The 16,740-nt window shown below is 61.9% G+C and carries 14 protein-coding genes and 1 tRNA gene; 7 read left to right on the top strand and 8 right to left on the bottom strand.

The features are described from left to right. Positions 1-174: 174 nt before the first annotated feature. Entirely contained in the window at positions 175-1,482 is a 1,308-nt protein-coding gene (locus tag C5J24_RS28095) for a murein L,D-transpeptidase family protein (RefSeq protein ID WP_105422797.1), read from the top strand. Then, positions 1,479-1,712 carry a sulfurtransferase TusA family protein gene (locus C5J24_RS28090; RefSeq protein WP_105422690.1) on the top strand — a complete coding sequence of 78 codons (234 nt, stop codon included), beginning with the start codon at positions 1,479-1,481 and terminating at the stop codon, positions 1,710-1,712. Before C5J24_RS28095 ends, C5J24_RS28090 begins: the two co-directional genes overlap by 4 nt. A gap of 6 nt (positions 1,713-1,718) precedes the next feature. Here C5J24_RS28090 and C5J24_RS28085 read toward each other — a convergent pair whose 3' ends face one another. Together C5J24_RS28085 and C5J24_RS28080 are read right to left on the bottom strand one after the other, a co-directional pair. Further along, complete coding sequence (locus C5J24_RS28085; RefSeq protein WP_105422688.1) at positions 1,719-2,906, bottom strand: GTP-binding protein; 1,188 nt, start codon at positions 2,904-2,906, stop codon at positions 1,719-1,721. A gap of 13 nt (positions 2,907-2,919) precedes the next feature. Beyond that, entirely contained in the window at positions 2,920-4,017 is a 1,098-nt protein-coding gene (locus C5J24_RS28080) for a D-alanyl-D-alanine carboxypeptidase family protein (protein WP_105422686.1), read from the bottom strand. 158 nt (positions 4,018-4,175) lie between these two features. Between C5J24_RS28080 and C5J24_RS28075 the strand changes: the two genes are divergently transcribed. Both C5J24_RS28075 and C5J24_RS28070 read left to right on the top strand, forming a co-directional pair. Next, complete coding sequence (locus tag C5J24_RS28075) at positions 4,176-5,339, top strand: M20 aminoacylase family protein (protein WP_046665041.1); 1,164 nt, start codon at positions 4,176-4,178, stop codon at positions 5,337-5,339. Positions 5,340-5,394: 55 nt separating this feature from the next. Continuing rightward, positions 5,395-5,471, top strand: a tRNA-Arg gene (locus tag C5J24_RS28070). A gap of 10 nt (positions 5,472-5,481) precedes the next feature. On the opposite strand, the gene C5J24_RS28065 is transcribed toward C5J24_RS28070, so the two are convergent. Beyond that, positions 5,482-6,018, bottom strand: a complete 537-nt coding sequence (locus C5J24_RS28065) for a DUF2937 family protein (RefSeq protein ID WP_105422684.1) — start codon at positions 6,016-6,018, stop codon at positions 5,482-5,484. Positions 6,019-6,060: 42 nt separating this feature from the next. Continuing rightward, positions 6,061-7,290, bottom strand: coding sequence for an FAD-dependent oxidoreductase (locus C5J24_RS28060; protein ID WP_105422682.1), 1,230 nt, complete (start codon positions 7,288-7,290; stop codon positions 6,061-6,063). Positions 7,291-7,423: 133 nt separating this feature from the next. Here C5J24_RS28060 and dxr point away from each other — a divergent pair, with 133 nt between their 5' ends. After that, entirely contained in the window at positions 7,424-8,611 is a 1,188-nt protein-coding gene (gene dxr, locus C5J24_RS28055) for a 1-deoxy-D-xylulose-5-phosphate reductoisomerase (RefSeq protein WP_105422680.1), read from the top strand. Positions 8,612-8,852: 241 nt separating this feature from the next. On the opposite strand, the gene hemA is transcribed toward dxr, so the two are convergent. The 4 genes from hemA to C5J24_RS28035 all read right to left on the bottom strand — a co-directional run bounded on the left by hemA (position 8,853) and on the right by C5J24_RS28035 (position 14,058). Next, a complete protein-coding gene (gene hemA / locus C5J24_RS28050) occupies positions 8,853-10,067 on the bottom strand; it encodes a 5-aminolevulinate synthase (RefSeq protein WP_046637191.1) in 1,215 nt (404 codons plus the stop codon). A 227-nt stretch (positions 10,068-10,294) separates the two neighbouring features. Further along, entirely contained in the window at positions 10,295-11,092 is a 798-nt protein-coding gene (locus tag C5J24_RS28045) for a xanthine dehydrogenase family protein subunit M (protein ID WP_105422678.1), read from the bottom strand. Between the two features lie 11 nt (positions 11,093-11,103). Continuing rightward, complete coding sequence (locus C5J24_RS28040) at positions 11,104-13,449, bottom strand: xanthine dehydrogenase family protein molybdopterin-binding subunit (RefSeq protein WP_105422676.1); 2,346 nt, start codon at positions 13,447-13,449, stop codon at positions 11,104-11,106. A 120-nt stretch (positions 13,450-13,569) separates the two neighbouring features. Next, a complete protein-coding gene (locus C5J24_RS28035; protein ID WP_105404613.1) occupies positions 13,570-14,058 on the bottom strand; it encodes a (2Fe-2S)-binding protein in 489 nt (162 codons plus the stop codon). A 313-nt stretch (positions 14,059-14,371) separates the two neighbouring features. On the opposite strand from C5J24_RS28035, the gene C5J24_RS28030 reads away from it, so the two are divergent. Next, entirely contained in the window at positions 14,372-14,635 is a 264-nt protein-coding gene (locus C5J24_RS28030; protein WP_046633911.1) for a YMGG-like glycine zipper-containing protein, read from the top strand. A gap of 169 nt (positions 14,636-14,804) precedes the next feature. Beyond that, positions 14,805-16,730 (top strand): autotransporter assembly complex family protein, encoded by a 1,926-nt coding sequence (locus C5J24_RS28025; protein ID WP_371674845.1) that lies wholly within the window; start codon positions 14,805-14,807, stop codon positions 16,728-16,730. Positions 16,731-16,740 lie beyond the last annotated feature (10 nt).

The raw sequence follows: 16,740 nt of genomic DNA, 5'->3' as shown, positions 1-16,740 counted from the left end.
GTCTCCGTCACGCCAATAGCCAAATTTGGCCATATTGCTGATAACATTGGGGCCTGGGCGGTTTTGCTGGACAGGCCGGCGCAAGCGGTTAAGAATATGTAAAGATTACCGCTTTATTCATAGAAGTCCTGTACCGAATTCGTTCGTCGTTCCAAGTCTATGTGGTCCGTACCGATGCGCCTGAAACACATCGCTTTTGCTCTCCTCGTGGCAACCGCCCTGACGGGCTGCAACGACACGCTCGATTCCGCGAGCATCGACCTGAAGAGCGTCAAGAACAAGGTCGAGCAGCCCCTGCCTTCGAGCATTCTCACCGAGATGCAGAAGAAGAACATGCCGCGCAATTCGCCGATCATGGTCCGCATCCTCAAGGAAGAGGGCAAGCTGGAAGTATGGAAGGCAAGGGCCGACAACCGCTTCGAGGTGATCAAGAGCTACGACATCTGCGCCTGGTCCGGAAAGCTCGGCCCGAAAGTCAAGGAAGGCGACCGCCAGGCTCCGGAAGGCTTCTATAACCTGACGCCGGCGCACCTGAACCCGAATTCGAAATATTACCTCGCCATCAATACCGGCTTCCCGAACCGCTACGATGCCGCCAACGGCCGCAGCGGATCGAACCTGATGATCCACGGCGCCTGCTCGTCGTCCGGCTGTTATTCGATGACCGACGAGCAGGTTCTGGAAATCTACGCCTTCGCCCGCGACGCCTTCAAGGGCGGCCAGACCTCCGTGCAGCTCCAGGCTCTCCCCTTCCGGATGAACGCGGAGAACATGGCGCGCCACCGCGACAGCCAGAATTATGATTTCTGGAAAATGCTGAAGACCGGCTTCGATCATTTCGAAGTCACCAAGCGCCCGCCGGAAGTCAACGTCTGCGAAAAGAAGTATGTCTTCAACCAGCAGGTCGACAGCAACGGCACATTTGCGCCTGCCACAGCCTGCCCGCCCATGTCCACGCCGCCGGCCCTCTCGGCTGCGCTGACCTCCTACGAAAAGACCTACCAGGTCGCCTACGCCAAGGCGCTCGAGAATTTCGACGGCAAGGTCTGGTATGAGCCGACCGAAGCCGAGCGCAAGGCCGTGGTTGCCGGCAAGCGCAAGGGCCGCGACATCGCCTATGCGCCGACCGGAACCTCGCTGGAAGCCGGCAAGCTGCTGAGCCAGTCCGAATTCCGCGATATGATGGAAAAGCGGATGGCCTCCCAGAACAAGCCGGCCAATACCATGCTTGCCTCCGCCGCGCCCGTCACGTTTCGTCCCGGCACCGCCGCCGATCGCATGAAGCAGGACCGCCTGCCGGGAGCCGGCCCGATCGCCCAGAGCAATGCCGCGCAGAGCACCGGTACGGTCCCCACTGTCACAACGGCGCAGGGCACGACGACCACGGTTCCGATCCCGGCCCAGAACCCGCTCGCCTACGCGGCACCGCCGATCAGCGAGGAAAAGAAGAAGCCGTTCTGGAAGTTCTGGAGCCAGGAATGAGCTTTGAGACCGCAGGCCTCTACGATCTGAGAGGCCTGAAGTGTCCGCTGCCCGTCCTGAAGACGCGCCGCCGGCTGAAAGGCATGGAGAGCGGCACGGAGCTTGTGATCGAAACCACCGATCCCCTGGCCGGCATCGACATCCCGCATTTCTGCAACCAGGAAGGCCACCAACTGGTCCGCTCGGAAAAGACCGAGACGGGGCACCGTTTTCTGATCCGCAAGGGTTGAGCGGGCCTACATCCGCAGGCCGGGAACGGCAAGCGGATTGTCTTCCAGCGCAGCGCGGTCCGGCCGGTCGACGCGGGGCTGGCCTGTAAATGCCGCGAAAAGATCCGAGACGAAGGTTTCTTCAAGCCCTTGGGTGATCAGCACCATGCGCGTGCGCCGGTCCGAGCCGTCGGGCCACTTCGGCAGGCGCTGCGGCGGATGGAAGACGCTCTGTACCCCATGCAGCACCAGCGGCCGTTCCGGATTGTCGGAAAGCGCCACGATCGCCTTCATCCGGAGCAGTTTCTCGCCATGCGCTGAGCGCAGGAGGTCGATGAACATCTCGATCGCCATCGGATCGATCGGCTTGTCGTGGATGATCGAGAAGGAGCGAATGTCGTCGCCATGGCGGTTCACGTCATGATGATGGTGGTGATGGCCATGCCCGTGGTGGTCATGGTTATGTTCATGGCCGTGACGATGATCATCGTGGTGATCATGACCGTGATCCTGGTTATGATGCGCCTCGGCATCGTTCGCCAGCTCGTCGTGCAGCCAGCGATCGACATCGGCGATCTTCGTCGCCGGATCGTAGAGGCCGTTCACCAGAATGGCCGCCGTGCCGGCCGCTTCGCTGTCGCCATCGACAATCGGCGCCCGCGGGTTGAGCGCCGCAAGCCGGCTTTTCAGCGCGGCCAGCTGGGAGTGATCCGCCATCGACAGTTTTGAGATGATCAGCCGGTCGGCCACCGCCACCTGCTTCACGGCCTCCTGATGACGGTCCAGCGTCGACACGCCGTTCACCGCATCGACGACGGTGATGACGCCGTCGAGCTCGAAATTCTGCGCGATGACCGGATTGCCCATCACCGACTGCATGACCGGCGCCGGGTCCGCAAGGCCCGTCGTTTCGATCACGACGCGGCGGATCGGCCTCAGCCGGCCCGTCTGGATGCCGTCCATGATCGAAGCGAGCGAATCCACCAGCTCGCCGCGCACCGTGCAGCAGAGGCAGCCATTGGCGATCTCCAGCAACGCGTCGCCCGAAGCTTCGACCAGAAAATTGTCGATCCCGACTTCGCCGAACTCGTTGATGATCACGGCCGTATCGCTGGTGCCCGGATCCTTGAGGATACGGTTCAGCAGCGTCGATTTTCCAGCGCCGAGAAACCCGGTGAGGATGGAGACGGGAATCCGGCTGCGGGCAGAAGACATGACCTGTTCTCGTTCAGAATGTCGGGCGCGGCTGCGGGATCGGCACGTTGGCGATCTCGTTCTTGCCCTTGGTTGAAGCGATCTGTTCGCTGCCGGGAATAAGACCGGCGAAGCTGTAGACGGGCGGGCGGTCCATCTCATGGATATAGGGCGAATGCTGGACCGTCCGGCCGGCATCGTCACGGGTTTCGCTGCGCACCTTGGCCGCCTGCGGATTGCAGATCGTGGCGCTGACGTCGTTGACCTCGGCCATGTCTCCATAGGGCTGCAGCGATGTCAGCGGCACGCCCTGGCTCGACGGCGAGGTCAATCCCTGCTGCAGAAGGTTGGCGGTGTCGTCAGCGCGGCCGGCAAGGCTGTCGGACCCCAGCACCACGGAGATCACCGTGCGGCCGTCGCGCGTCGCCGAACCGACCTGATTGAAGCCGGAGGCGCAGATGAAACCGGTCTTCATTCCGTCGGCGCCATCGAAACGGCCGATCAGCGTATTGAAGTTCGGATATTGCTTGGCGCCGGTATCGATGCCCTCGAGCGAAAAATAGCTCTGATATTCCGGAAAATCCTGCTTCAGGCGCAGCGTCAGCAGCGCAAGATCGCGCGCTGTCGAATACTGGCCCTTGCCGGGCAGGCCATGGGGGTTGATATAGCGCGTCGAGGTCATCCCGAGCGCCTGGGCCTGGCTGTTCATCATCGCCACGAACTGGTCGAGCGAACCGCCGACCGTCTCGGCGACCGCGACCGCCACGTCGTTGGCCGACTTGACGAGCAGGATTTTCAAGGCGCTGTCCATGGTGAGCTTGGAGCCCGGCTTGAAATACATCTTGCTCGCCGGCTGATCGGTCGCCTTCTTGCTCATCACGATGGGCGTATCGAGCGTAAGCCTGCCGGACTTCAACGCCTTGAAGGTGACGTATGCGGTCATCAGCTTGGTCAGCGAGGCCGGATACCATTTCAGAAACGCGTCCTCATGGGCGATCACCTTACCGGTCCGGGCGTCGATCACCATCTTGGGATTGGCCGCGGCGCTTCCTGCGGATACGAAAAGCCCAATGGCCGTAACGGCAGAAATCAGCCGGGTGGCGGACACGGATCGGAGGCTTGAAGTCGGCAAGGGTGTCCCTCGTTGTTGCGGCTTTAACGAGTGTGGCGCATATGCGGCCTATGTGGCCAAGCAATGGCAAAGAAGATTGATTACGTCAATCATGACAGGCACACTCCGGGCGGGAGGACTTGTCATAACCGCGTGACCAGCCAGCAACAGGGAACATTATGCCGATTTTGAACCGAGCCGCCGAACTTCAGGGCGAAGTCAGCGAGTGGCGACGATATCTTCATGAAAATCCCGAGATTCTTTACGAGGTCGAGAACACCGCCTCCTTTGTGGAACAGAAGCTGAAGGAATTCGGCGTCGACGAAGTCGTACCGGGCATCGGCCGTACCGGCGTCGTCGGCATCATTCGCGGAAAGGGGCCGGGCGGCCGCACGATCGGGCTGCGCGCCGATATGGACGCGCTGCCGCTCACCGAAATCACCGGCAAACCCTGGGCTTCGAAGGTCCCCGGCAAGATGCACGCCTGCGGCCATGACGGGCACACGTCGATGCTCCTGGGTGCGGCGAAATACCTCGCCGAAACCCGCAATTTCAACGGTACCGTGGCGCTGATCTTCCAGCCCGCCGAAGAGGGCGGCGCCGGTGCGCTGGCGATGGTCGACGACGGCATGATGGAGCGTTTCGGCATCGAGGAAGTCTACGGCATGCACAACATGCCCGGCATTCCGCTCGGCCAGTTCGCCATCCGCAAGGGCGGCATCATGGCAGCCCCCGACCGCTTTACCATCACCATCAAGGGCCGCGGCGGCCACGCGGCCCAGCCGCACAGGACCATCGACCCGATCTTCATCGGCTCGCAGCTGGTCGGCAGCCTGCAGGCGATCGCCGCCCGTAACGCGGACCCGGTCCGCTCGGTCGTCATTTCGGTGACCCGTTTCGACGCCGGCACCGCCTATAACATCATCCCCGACCAGGCGACGCTCTGGGGCACGGTCCGGACGCTCAGCGAGGAGAACCGCGATCTTGCCGAAAACCGCATCCGCCAGATCGTCGAAGGCATCGTCAGCGCCCACGGCGCCGAGGCCGAGATCGATTATTACCGCCAGTGTCCGGTCACCTTCAACCACGACCTGGAGACCGACCACGCGATCGGCGTCGCGACGGAAGTGGTCGGCGCCTCCAACGTCGACACCAATGTCGATCCGACCATGGCCGGCGAGGATTTCGCCTTCATGCTGAAACGCCGCCCCGGCGCCTTCATCTTCATCGGCAACGGCGACACGGCAGCGCTGCACAACCCGCATTACGATTTCGACGACGAGGCGATTTCCTACGGCATTTCCTACTGGGTTCGGCTCGCCGAACAGCGGTTGACGGAATGAGGGAAAGGAAAAGGCTTGGCTAAACGCCTCGCCTTTTGTATGGAATTCCTAACGTGGTCCCATAGCTCAGCAGGATAGAGCGCAGGATTCCTAATCCTGAGGCCGATGGTTCGAATCCATCTGGGATCACCAGCCTCGTTTATCAGGCAATCGTCGACGTCTGGTCCATCCGTTTCGGCCGCCTTACCAAGCGAAAGGCGCCGCGGCGGGCGGCGCCGAGAAGTGCCGCGCTCAGCCAGCCGCAGAACAATCCGCCCGCCGCCCAGGTGAGGCCTGCGAAATCCACCGGCACGGCGGGCACGAAATCCCGCCAAGCATTTGCAAACGTCGTCGAATCGGGATTGCGCATCACCACGAACGGCTTGGTGAAAGGCGGCGCCAGGGTCAGCTCCTTCTGTTGCTCGGCGAGCATCTCGTAACGCGAAAAGGTCCGCCGCATCGCTTCGCCCTGATTGCGCAGGAAGGGCTGCGGCGAGGCGGAATAGATGTTGAGCGCCTCCTGGCGGTCGAGGCCGTTGTGGTTGGCCTGGGCGTCGAATTCCGAGATCATGATCTTGAGCTCGTCGAGCGCGCCGCCGATCCGCTGACGGTATTGCTGGGCGAATTCCGGCGCCTGGGAAAAGAAGACCCCGCCCAGCAGCGCCATCGCCATCGTCAGCATTCTTCCGAGCATGAGCATGGCAAAGCCTCGATTGTTTTGCCGATCAACGACGCCGGGCCGTCAAAGGTTGCCTTGTTTTACCCGCACGTGCTCCATGCGGAAACCGAGCCCGATCAGCCGGCCGGCCAGATGGGCGAGCAGCGGAAAGCGGGCAATGCCCCGGATGAAGGCCGGCGGGCCCTTGCGCTTCCGGTCGTCTCCCTTATCGGTGCGCCGGCTGCTCCTCATCATCAGCTGCAGCTTCTGCGTCGCCCTGGTCGGAAACCCGCGGCGCTTTTCGACGGCGGCGAGATCGGCATCGGCAAGGCCCCCCTCGCGCAGCGGTGCGGCCAGGATATTGGCAGCCGCCACCGCATCCTGGATCGCCAGATTGACGCCGACGCCGCCGATCGGCGACATCGCATGCGCCGCGTCGCCGATGCAGATCAACCCCGTCCGCCACCACTGCTTCAGCCGGTCGATGCGCACCGTCAGCAGGTTGGTGTCGTCGAAACTGCGGACCTCCTGCATCCGCTCGGCCGGCAGCGGTGAAACGTCGATCACCATCTGCCGAAAAGGCTCGATGCCCTTCCCGCGGATGTCGGCGAACGTGGTGCGGCGGATCACATACCCGCATTGCCAATAGTCGCCGCGGTCGATCAGCACGAAACCCTGGCGCGGTCCGGCATGGCCCATCACCTCGTTCGGATCACCCTTCTGTTTCGACAGCTTCATCCAGACGACTTCGCTCGGCATGCCGAAACTCTCGACATCGAGCCCCGCCTTTTCCCGCACGACCGAATTGCGGCCATCGGCGCCGACGACAAGCGTCGAGCGGATGGTGAGTTCTCCTTCCGGCGTCTCCAGGATGAGGCCCGAAATTGCGCCTCGGTCCTCCAGCACGTCCACCACCTGCGCCTGCATGATCAGCCGGAAGTTCGGATAATTTTGCGCCTTCTCGGCAAGAAAACTCAGAAAATCCCATTGCGGCATGAAGGCGATGAAGCGGTTCCTGACCGGCAGCCGCGAAAAATCCGCGATGGTGATCGTCTTGCCGCCCATTTCGGCCGAAAGCTTCGGTGCTCGCGTGTGAGGCAATTTGAGGAATTCGTCGACCAGGCCGAGTTCGTGCATCACCTCCAGCGTCGAGGGATGGATCGTGTCGCCACGAAAATCGCGCAGGAAATCGGCGTGCTTTTCGACGACCGTGACATCGACGCCGGCCCGCGCCAGCAGGAGACCGAGCATCAGCCCCGCCGGGCCGGCGCCGGCGATCACGCAAGTCGTCTGGATTTCACGGTGTTCGCTCATCGCCCCACTTCGCGCAAAGAGTACCCGTCGTGCAAGCTGCACTTGGTCGCAGCCGGGCCGAATTCAAGCCCGCTCTTGTGAGCCGTGGCTTTCGCTTGTAGACCAACGGCAGCTTTAGGAAATGGAAGACAGCATGGCCGAAACCGGCAAGCGCCGCATCAGCATCCTCGGTTCCACCGGCTCGATCGGCGTCAATACGTTGGATGTGGTGAACCAGCTCGGCGGCCGCGAGGCCTTTGAGGTCGTCGCCATCACCGGCAACAGCAATATCGCGCTTCTGGCAGATCAGGCGAAGGCATGTGGTGCAAAACTGGCCGTCACTGCCGATGACCGCCAGTATGCGGCACTGAAGGACGCGCTTGCTGGCAGCGGCATCGAGGTCGCCGCCGGCCGCGAGGCGCTGATCGAGGCGGGGGCGCGTCCGTCCGACTGGGTCATGGCGGCAATCGTCGGCACCGCTGGGCTTGCCCCGACGCTGGCCGCCGCCGAACGTGGCGCCGATATCGCGCTCGCCAACAAGGAATGTCTGGTCTCCGCCGGCGAACTGTTCGTCAGGGCGGTCACTGAGGGCGGCGGGCGGTTGATCCCGGTCGACAGCGAACACAGCGCCATCTTCCAGTCGCTGGAAGACGACCAGCATCACGCGGTCGAGCGCATCGTGCTCACCGCCTCGGGTGGGCCTTTCCGCACCTGGGGCCGCGAACAGATGGCCGGCGTTACCGCTGATATCGCCCGCGCCCATCCCAATTGGTCGATGGGCCTGAAAATCTCGATCGGCAGCGCCTCGATGTTCAACAAGGCGCTGGAGATGATCGAGGCGAAACATCTCTTCGATCTGCGGCCGGACCAGATCGAGGTGATCGTCCATCCGCAATCGGTCATTCATTCGATGGTCGGATACAGGGACGGGTCGGTGCTGGCGCAGCTCGGCTGTCCGGACATGCGCACCGCGATCGGTTATGCGCTCGCCTACCCGAACCGTCCGGAGCTCGATGTCGAGCGGCTGGATTTCGCCAGGCTCGCAAGGCTGGATTTCGAGGCACCGGACGAGGTTCGTTTCCCCGCGCTGAGACTGGCGCGCACGGCTCTGGAACGCGGTGGCGTACAGGGCGCGGTGATGAACGCTGCCGAAGAGATCGCCTTCCACGCCTTCTGCGCCGGCCGCATCGGTTTTCTCAACATGGCGGATGTCGCCGAACAGGTGATGGACGACATGGCGGGCCATCCGCCCGCAGCGACGATGGATGAGGTTTTCGCGGCGGATGCCGAGGCAAGGCGTCGTGCCGGAGAGATTATTGCTCAGAGGGAAATGGCTGCTTAGGGCGGTATTGGGCTTGGTTGCCCACGAACATCCCCTCACTTGCGATTTCTAACACTTAGCTTCGCTAAGATGTTGAAATCACTTTCTCTCCCGCAGGGGGAGAGATAAGGGTGCCGCGCCGCCGCAGCCTGCCTCTCCCCTTGCGGGAGAGGTTACAAAATCACGATCTTAGTGAAGCTAAGTCGTAGATTTTGTTGGTGAGGGGGTAGGCCGCCTCTTCAGGTGATGGGGCAAGCCGTCGTCAAGCCACGTGCCGCGCCAGCGCGCAGCGCGACCAGAGCTGGTGCAGCGAGCCGACTAGGTGTTCGATGTCCGCATCGCTATGCAGCGGCGTCGGGGTGATACGCAGGCGTTCGGTCTTGCGCGGCACGGTCGGATAGTTGATCGGCTGCACATAGACGCCGCAGGTATCGAGCAGGATGTCCGAGATCCATTTGCACTTGGCCGCATCGCCGACCATGACCGGCACGATATGGCTCGGGTTGTGCATGTGCGGAATACCCTGTTGATCCAGCATCGTGCGCAGCTTGCGGACACGGTCCTGATGGCGGACCCGCTCGAAAGGGCTTGCCTTCAGGTGCCGGATCGAGGCGATCGCCCCGGCTGCCAGCGTCGGCGGCAGTGCCGTCGTGAAGATGAAGCCCGAGGCAAAGGAACGGATGAAATCACAGAGCGCCGTCGAAGCGGCGATATAACCTCCCATCACGCCGAAGGACTTGCCGAGCGTGCCTTCGATGATCGTCAGGCGGTCCATCAGGCCTTCGCGTTCGGCGATGCCGCCGCCGCGCGGGCCGTACATGCCGACCGCATGCACTTCGTCGAGATAGGTCATCGCGCCGTATTTGTCGGCGAGGTCGCAGATTTCCTTGATCGGTGAGATGTCGCCATCCATCGAATAAATGCTTTCGAAGGCGATCAGCTTCGGCGCGTTCGGATCGGCTGCCGCCAGCTTTGCCTCGAGGTCGTTGAGGTCGTTGTGCTTCCAGATCACCCGTTCGCACTTGGCATAACGAATGCCCTCGATCATCGAGGCGTGGTTCAGCGCGTCGGAGAAAATGATCAGGCCGGGAATCTTCTGGCCGAGCGTGCCAAGCGTTGCCCAGTTCGACATATAGCCGGAATTGAAGATCAGCGCCGCTTCCTTGCCGTGCAGGTCCGCGAGTTCCTGCTCGAGAACCACGTGGTAGTGCGTCGTGCCAGAAATATTCCGGGTGCCTCCCGCACCCGCGCCACAGTGATCGATGGCTTCTTTCATCGCCTCGATCACGGCGGGGTGCTGGCCCATGCCGAGATAATCGTTGGAACACCAGACGGTCACTTCCTTCGGACCATCGGGAGTATGGCGCGTGGCGCGGGGAAAATTGCCGCGATGTCTCTCGAGATCGGCGAACACCCGGTAACGGCCTTCGCCGTGAAGGCCGTCCAGTTCGCTCTTGAAAAATGCCTCGAAGTCCATGCTCACACTCCAGAACCTGCCTTGGTTTTGATTTCAGCCGCGCTTTTCGTCAACCCCGGACAAAGCGAATAGAACCAACCTGCGGCAAAAGGCCCCCTTTTTTTGAATTATTCCAATAAAAAGGTAAGCGATATCGAAAATGTGAGAATTGATCCAAGTCAAGCAGCAGGAAAAGAAGAGCGGTCCTCGCCGCTCTTCCCGGCCTTTTCCGGTGATCCCGATTCGTCTCAGCCCGCGGAGATGACCGCCCTTTTCGCCATGACCTTGACCAGATTGGCGCGGTATTCCGCGTTTGCATGCATGTCCGACATCAGGTTGGAGGCATCGACGGCGACACTGCCCAGCGCATCCGCCGACCAGTTGGAGGCCAGCGCCTGCTCGAAGCCGGGATGGCGGAAGACGCCTGACGAGCCGGCGCCGGTCACTGCCACCCGCACGCCGCCGGTGGTCTTGGCCACGAACACGCCGGTCATCGCAAAGCGCGAGGCCGGGTTGTTGAACTTGGCATAGCCCGCCTTTTCCGGCGCCTCGAAGGTGACTGACGTCACCATCTCGCCCTCCTCCAGCGCGGTGTCGAAAAGACCGGTGAAGAAATCGTCCGCCGGGATCGAACGCCGGTCGGTGACGATGGTCGCGCCGAGCCCGAGCAGGCCGGCGGGATAGTCCGCCGCCGGGTCGTTATTGGCGATCGAACCGCCGATCGTGCCCATGTGGCGCACATGCGGGTCGCCGATATGTCCCGCGAGCTTGCAGATCGCCGGACAGATGGCGGCAAGCTCCCGCGAAGCCGCCACATCCGCATGCGGCGTGGCAGCCCCGATCGTCACCTTGCGGCCGTCGATCGAAATCCCGCGCAGCGTCGGGATATGACGAAGGTCGATCAGATCGCTCGGTGCGGCAAGCCGCTGTTTCATGGTCGCGATCAAGGTCATGCCGCCGGAAAGGTATTTGCCCTCCTCGTTGGCGGACTTGAGCTTGACGGCATCTTCCACCGAGGATGCACGATGATAGCTGGTAGCATACATGTCTTTTCTCCTCAGTGAGCCGCGTGCAATGCCTGCCAGACCTTCATCGGGGTCGCCGGCATGGTGAGCTTGTTATGGCCGATCGCATCGGTGATGGCGTTGATGAGCGCCGGCGGCGAACCGATGGCGCCCGCCTCGCCGCAGCCCTTGATCCCGAGCGGATTGCTCGGGCAAGGCGTGTTCTGATGCGACAGCTTAAACGAAGGCAGGTCGTCGGCGCGCGGCATGGCATAGTCCATGTAACTTGCCGTCAGCAGCTGGCCGTTCGCATCATACTGCACGTTCTCGAGCAGCGCCTGGCCGATGCCCTGGGCGATGCCGCCATGCACCTGGCCCTCGACGATCATCGGGTTGATGATGTTGCCGAAATCGTCCGCCGCGACAAACTGGACGATGTCCGTCTCGCCGGTATCCGGATCGATCTCCACCTCGGCAATGTAGCAGCCGGCCGGGAAGGTGAAGTTGGAGGGATCGTAGAAGGCCGTTTCCTTCAGGCCCGGCTCCATGCCCGAAGGCAGGTTATGGGCGGTGTAGGAGGCAAGCGCCACCTGGAACCACGGCACCGACTTGTCGGTGCCTGCGACCTTCAGCTCGCCGTTCTCGATGACGATATCCTCCTCGGAGGCTTCCATCAGATGCGCGGCGATCTTCTTCGCCTTGGCCTCGACCTTGTCGAGCGCCTTGACGACCGCCGACATGCCTACCGCGCCGGAACGCGAGCCGTAGGTGCCCATGCCCATCTGCACCTTGTCGGTATCGCCATGGACAATGCTGATACTCTCGATCGGCACGCCGAGACGACCGGCGACAAGCTGCGCGAAGGTCGTTTCATGGCCCTGGCCATGGCTGTGCGAGCCGGTCAGCACTTCGATCGTCCCGACCGCGTTGACCCGCACTTCGGCGGATTCCCAGAGGCCGACGCCGGCGCCAAGCGAACCGACCGCAGCCGACGGCGCGATACCGCAGGCCTCGATATAGCAGCTCATGCCGATGCCGCGTTTCTTGCCTTTGGCTTCGGATTGCGACCGCCGGGCGGCAAAACCTGCCCAGTCGGCGGCCTGCATCGCCGCATTCAGCGAAGCTTCGTAGTCGCCCGCGTCGTAGTTCATGATGACGGGCGTCTGGTAGGGGAAGGAGCGGATGAAGTTCGTCCGGCGCAGTTCCGCCGGCGAGACGCCGAGTTCGCGGGCCGCCGTCTCCATTGTCCGTTCCAGCAGATAGGTCGCTTCCGGTCGGCCGGCGCCGCGATAGGCGTCGACCGGCACCGTATTGGTATAGACGGTGCGGACATTGGCGTGGATCGCCGGGATCGCATACTGGCCGGACAGCAGTGTCGCGTAGAGATAGGTCGGCACGGCCGAGGAGAACAGCGACATATAGGCGCCGAGATTGGCGATCGTATCGACCTTCAGCGCCGTGATCCGGTTGTTCGCGTCGAAGGCCATCTTCACCTTCGAGACGTGGTCGCGGCCATGCGCGTCGGTGAGGAAGGCCTCCGTGCGGTCCGATGTCCATTTCACCGGCACGCCGGTCTTCTTCGAGGCCCAGAGACAGATGATCTCTTCCGGGTAGATATAGATTTTCGAGCCGAAGCCACCGCCGACATCAGGCGCGATGACGCGCAGCTTGTTTTCCGGCGCGACATTATAGAATGCGCTCATCACCAGCCGCGCCACATGCGGGTTCTGGCTGGTCGTGTAGCAGGTATAGTGATCTTCCGCCGTATCGTAGATGCCGAGCGTGGCGCGCGGCTCCATCGGGTTCGGCGACAGGCGGTTGTTGAGGATCTCGATTTCGGTGACATGCGCTGCCGCCGCAATCGCCTTGTCGACAGCATCGGGTTCGCCGATCTGCCAGTCGAAGATCAGGTTGCCCGGCGCTTCCGGATGGATCTGCGGCGCGCCGGAGGCGAGTGCTGCGACGGCCTCGGTCACCACCGGGAGCTGTTCGTAATCGATGACCACGGCTTCCGCAGCATCGCGGGCCTCGCCCGAGGTGTCGGCGACAACGATGGCGATCGCGTCGCCCACATAACGCACGGTATCGACCGCGAGAGGATGCCAGGCGCCCATCTTCATCGGCGACCCGTCCTTCGAATGGATCATCCAGCCGCAGATGAGATTGCCGATGCCGTCCGCCTGAAGCTGCTTGCCGTCGAGCACGTCGATGACGCCGGGCATGGCCTTCGCCGCGGTCGCATCAATATTGCTGATCTTCGCATGCGCATAGGGACTGCGGACGAAACAGGCATATTTCATGCCCGGTACGGTCATGTCGTCCGTGTAACGGCCCTTGCCGGTCAAGAAGCGTTTGTCTTCCTTGCGGGTAACGCGTGCACCGATTCCTTCAACACCCATGTTCATCTCCTCCCGAGATGGTGATTAAGTGAGTAGTGATTAGGAATTAGTCGGTAGTAAGGAGTTCAAAACCAAAGCGGCGCGTGAACCACTGCTCACTAACGACTACTCACTACTCACCTATTCAGCGGCCTGACGCCCCGTTGCCATTTCGGCATCGGCGGCAAGGATCGCCTTGACGATGTTGTGGTAGCCGGTGCACCGACAGATATTGCCTTCGAGCCCGGCGCGGACTGTCTCTTCGGTGAGCGTCCCGCCTTCGCGGTTGATCAGGTCGACTGCCGTCATCACCATGCCGGGCGTACAGAAGCCGCATTGCAGGCCATGATGCTCCTTGAATGCGGCTTGAACCGGATGCAATTCGCCCTGGCCGGCGAGGCCCTCGATCGTCGTGATCGACGAACCGGATGCCTGCACCGCCAGGATCGAACAGCTCTTCACCGAATGGCCGTCCATATGAACGACGCAGGCGCCGCACTGGGTCGTATCGCAGCCCACATGCGTTCCCGTCAGACCAAGTTTTTCGCGGATGAAATGCACGAGCAGGGTGCGGTCCTCGCACTCGCCGCTCATAGCGCGGCCGTTCACGGTCAGCGTCACTTTCGTCATATGATCCTCCTCGTATCCCTCCCGGACACGCCCATCATCATTTGCTTTTTTACCTAAGGGATCAACCGCTACTTTCTAGGGAAACGGCAATATTTTGGTCGGCAGCCAGACGAGCGGCCGCCCTTCGCTTCCGTCGAATACCGAGTAACTATCGGCAAACCAAAACAAAAATCGGTGCGCAAAATATTGAGTTCATATGGACTCTTGTTCGCCGCGACCTATTGTTCCCATTGATGGCTGTTGAATTGACCCGCGGAAACGTTCGGAGTCTGCGAGACAGCCGGGCAAGATGAAGAACAAATAGGAGGATCTCATGAAGAAGGCCTTGGTGCTTTTGATCGTCGGCGCTTCGCTCGCGAGCTGCACGGCAACTGAACAGGGCGCCGGCATCGGCGCAGCATCCGGCGCCGTGATCGGCGGCCTGGCTACCGGCAACGTCCGCGGCGCGGCCGTGGGTGCTGCGATCGGCGGCGTTTCCGGTGCCTTGATCGGCTCCGTCGCCGAACAGCCGGGACAGTGCTACTACCGCGACCGTTATGGCCGCCGCTATATCGACAGCTGCCCGCGCCGTTACTGATAAACGCGTGGATTGCAGGGAAAAACTGTGGCCCCGGAGCACACTCCGGGGCTTTTTCTTTCATGAAATCATCACGAAGGGGTACCCGGCTTCGTCTTTTGCAGTTAGATAGTCCGCTTCGTCGGATGCTATGAAGGCTTCCAGCCGGGGGATCCACAGCAGTTTGCGTATGCGGAACGAAAACACTGGGCGGACAGAAAAGCGGAGGTTGAGGGGGGCAGGCACGGCCACGATGCTCGCCGCTGCACTTCTCGTTTCCCCGCCGCTTTCCGGCAACGCCTACGCTTTCAAACTCTTCGGCATTACCCTGTTCGGCGGCGACGAAGACAAGGTCGAGGTCATCGATCCCGTCCGTTACGACGCGACGCTCGAAGCCGGCAATGCGGACAAGGACCTCAAGAAGCGTCTCGAATCCGCAGCCTCCCTGATCACCGACGAAAAGCAGCCGGTCTCCGGCGATCTCGGCGTCATCATAAAGGCGCGCGAAGACCGCGACCGGCTCGTCGCCGTGCTCTACGAAGAGGCCCGTTACGGCGGCACCGTGCATATCTCCGTCGCCGGAACCGATATCGACCGCCTGCCGCCCAACCCTGCATTCGACCACGCGGCACCCGTGCCGGTCACGGTCCGCGTCGATCCCGGTCCGGTTTTCAAACTCGGCTCGGTCCGTTTCGAGGGGGACGCCGTCGGCCGCGATCCGGAAAGATACGATCTCGTCGCCGGCGGCGCGGCGGGTTCGCGGCTGATCCTGAAGGCCAGCCAGCAGCTTCTCGTCGATTTGACAGACGAGGGCCGCCCGCTCGCAAAGCTGACGGAGCGGCAGGTGACGGCCGATCACCGCACCAACACGATCAACGTGGTGCTCGGTGCGATCGGCGGCCCTGTTGCCCCGTTCGGAGCTGTCGCGGTGAAGGGATCGCGCACCGTCGATGCCACCTTCATCAGCCGTTATTCGCGGCTCGACAAACATGGACAATATTCGCCCGGACAATTGAAGAAGGCGAACGACCGCCTGCGCGAACTCGGGGTCTTCTCGAGCGTGACGATCCACGAGGCGGACAAGCTGGCACCGGACGGTTCGTTGCCGCTGACGATCGAGGTGTCGGAAGGCAAGCATCGCTATTTCGGCTTCGGCGCCGAATATTCCTCGATCGACGGCGCCGGCCTCGAGGGATACTGGGGCCACCGCAACCTCTTCGGAGAAGCCGAATCGCTTCGCATCGAAGGCAAGGTGTCCGGCATCGGCGCCACCACCGATGTCACCACCTTCGATTATTCCGCCGGGATCATCTTCACCAAGCCTGGCGCTTTCGTGCCCGAAGCGACCTTCGAATCCCGGCTGGAAGCCAAGAGTGAAACGCCTGATGTCTACGAGGCGCAGACCATCATCTATTCGGCCGGCATCACCTACGAGCTGAACGAGACCGACAAGCTCAAGGGCGGCGGCGAGATTGCCTATATCGACGCCGACGATGCGTTCGGCAACAACCAGTACCTCACGCTCAGCTTGCCGATCAGCTTCGAGCGCGATGCGCGGGACAACAAGCTCGACCCGACCAAGGGATATTACGCGACCCTCTCCGCCAAGCCGAGTTACGAGCTGATGGACGGCACGATCTTCTCGTCGTTCGAGGGCTCGATCTCGGGCTATCTCGGGCTCGGGCAGGAGGACAACATCGTGCTCGCCGCCCGCCTGGCCGCCGGAACGCTGGTCGGCGGAAGCGACCTTGAAAGAATCCCGGCGACACGCAGATTCTTCGCCGGCGGCGGCGGATCGGTGCGCGGTTACGCCTATCGGGAAATCTCGCCCTATAACAGCGCCGATGAAGCCACGGGCGGGCGGTCCTATACGCTGGGATCTTTCGAAGTGAGGGTAAAAGTGTCAGAAAACATAGGCATTGTACCTTTCGTCGACATTGGTACGGTATCGACCGGAATCGTGCCCGATTTTTCTGATATACGTGCTGGTGCAGGGATTGGCGTGCGATATGCCACGCCTTTTGGACCGCTGAGATTGGACGTTGCAATTCCGTTGCAGCGCTATGACGGCGGTAGCCAGTACGGTATCTATGCGGGCATAGGACAGGCATTCTGAAAGGCAGTGA

It is taken from the genome of Neorhizobium sp. T25_27 (assembly GCF_002968565.1).
Classification (GTDB): Bacteria; Pseudomonadota; Alphaproteobacteria; order Rhizobiales; family Rhizobiaceae; genus Neorhizobium; species Neorhizobium tomejilense.
Note: the sequence above shows the minus strand (reverse complement) of the source record. Positions and strands in the feature narration are given on the sequence as shown.

Coding starts and splice junctions, on each gene's coding strand:
- C5J24_RS28095 (WP_105422797.1), top strand. CDS start 175: ATGCGCCTGAAACACATCGCTTTTGCTCTCCTCGTGGCAACCGCCCTG.
- C5J24_RS28090 (WP_105422690.1), top strand. CDS start 1,479: ATGAGCTTTGAGACCGCAGGCCTCTACGATCTGAGAGGCCTGAAGTGT.
- C5J24_RS28085 (WP_105422688.1), bottom strand. CDS start 2,906: ATGTCTTCTGCCCGCAGCCGGATTCCCGTCTCCATCCTCACCGGGTTT.
- C5J24_RS28075 (WP_046665041.1), top strand. CDS start 4,176: ATGCCGATTTTGAACCGAGCCGCCGAACTTCAGGGCGAAGTCAGCGAG.
- C5J24_RS28065 (WP_105422684.1), bottom strand. CDS start 6,018: ATGCTCATGCTCGGAAGAATGCTGACGATGGCGATGGCGCTGCTGGGC.
- C5J24_RS28060 (WP_105422682.1), bottom strand. CDS start 7,290: ATGAGCGAACACCGTGAAATCCAGACGACTTGCGTGATCGCCGGCGCC.
- dxr (WP_105422680.1), top strand. CDS start 7,424: ATGGCCGAAACCGGCAAGCGCCGCATCAGCATCCTCGGTTCCACCGGC.
- hemA (WP_046637191.1), bottom strand. CDS start 10,067: ATGGACTTCGAGGCATTTTTCAAGAGCGAACTGGACGGCCTTCACGGC.
- C5J24_RS28045 (WP_105422678.1), bottom strand. CDS start 11,092: ATGTATGCTACCAGCTATCATCGTGCATCCTCGGTGGAAGATGCCGTC.
- C5J24_RS28040 (WP_105422676.1), bottom strand. CDS start 13,449: ATGGGTGTTGAAGGAATCGGTGCACGCGTTACCCGCAAGGAAGACAAA.
- C5J24_RS28035 (WP_105404613.1), bottom strand. CDS start 14,058: ATGACGAAAGTGACGCTGACCGTGAACGGCCGCGCTATGAGCGGCGAG.
- C5J24_RS28030 (WP_046633911.1), top strand. CDS start 14,372: ATGAAGAAGGCCTTGGTGCTTTTGATCGTCGGCGCTTCGCTCGCGAGC.
- C5J24_RS28025 (WP_371674845.1), top strand. CDS start 14,805: ATGCGGAACGAAAACACTGGGCGGACAGAAAAGCGGAGGTTGAGGGGG.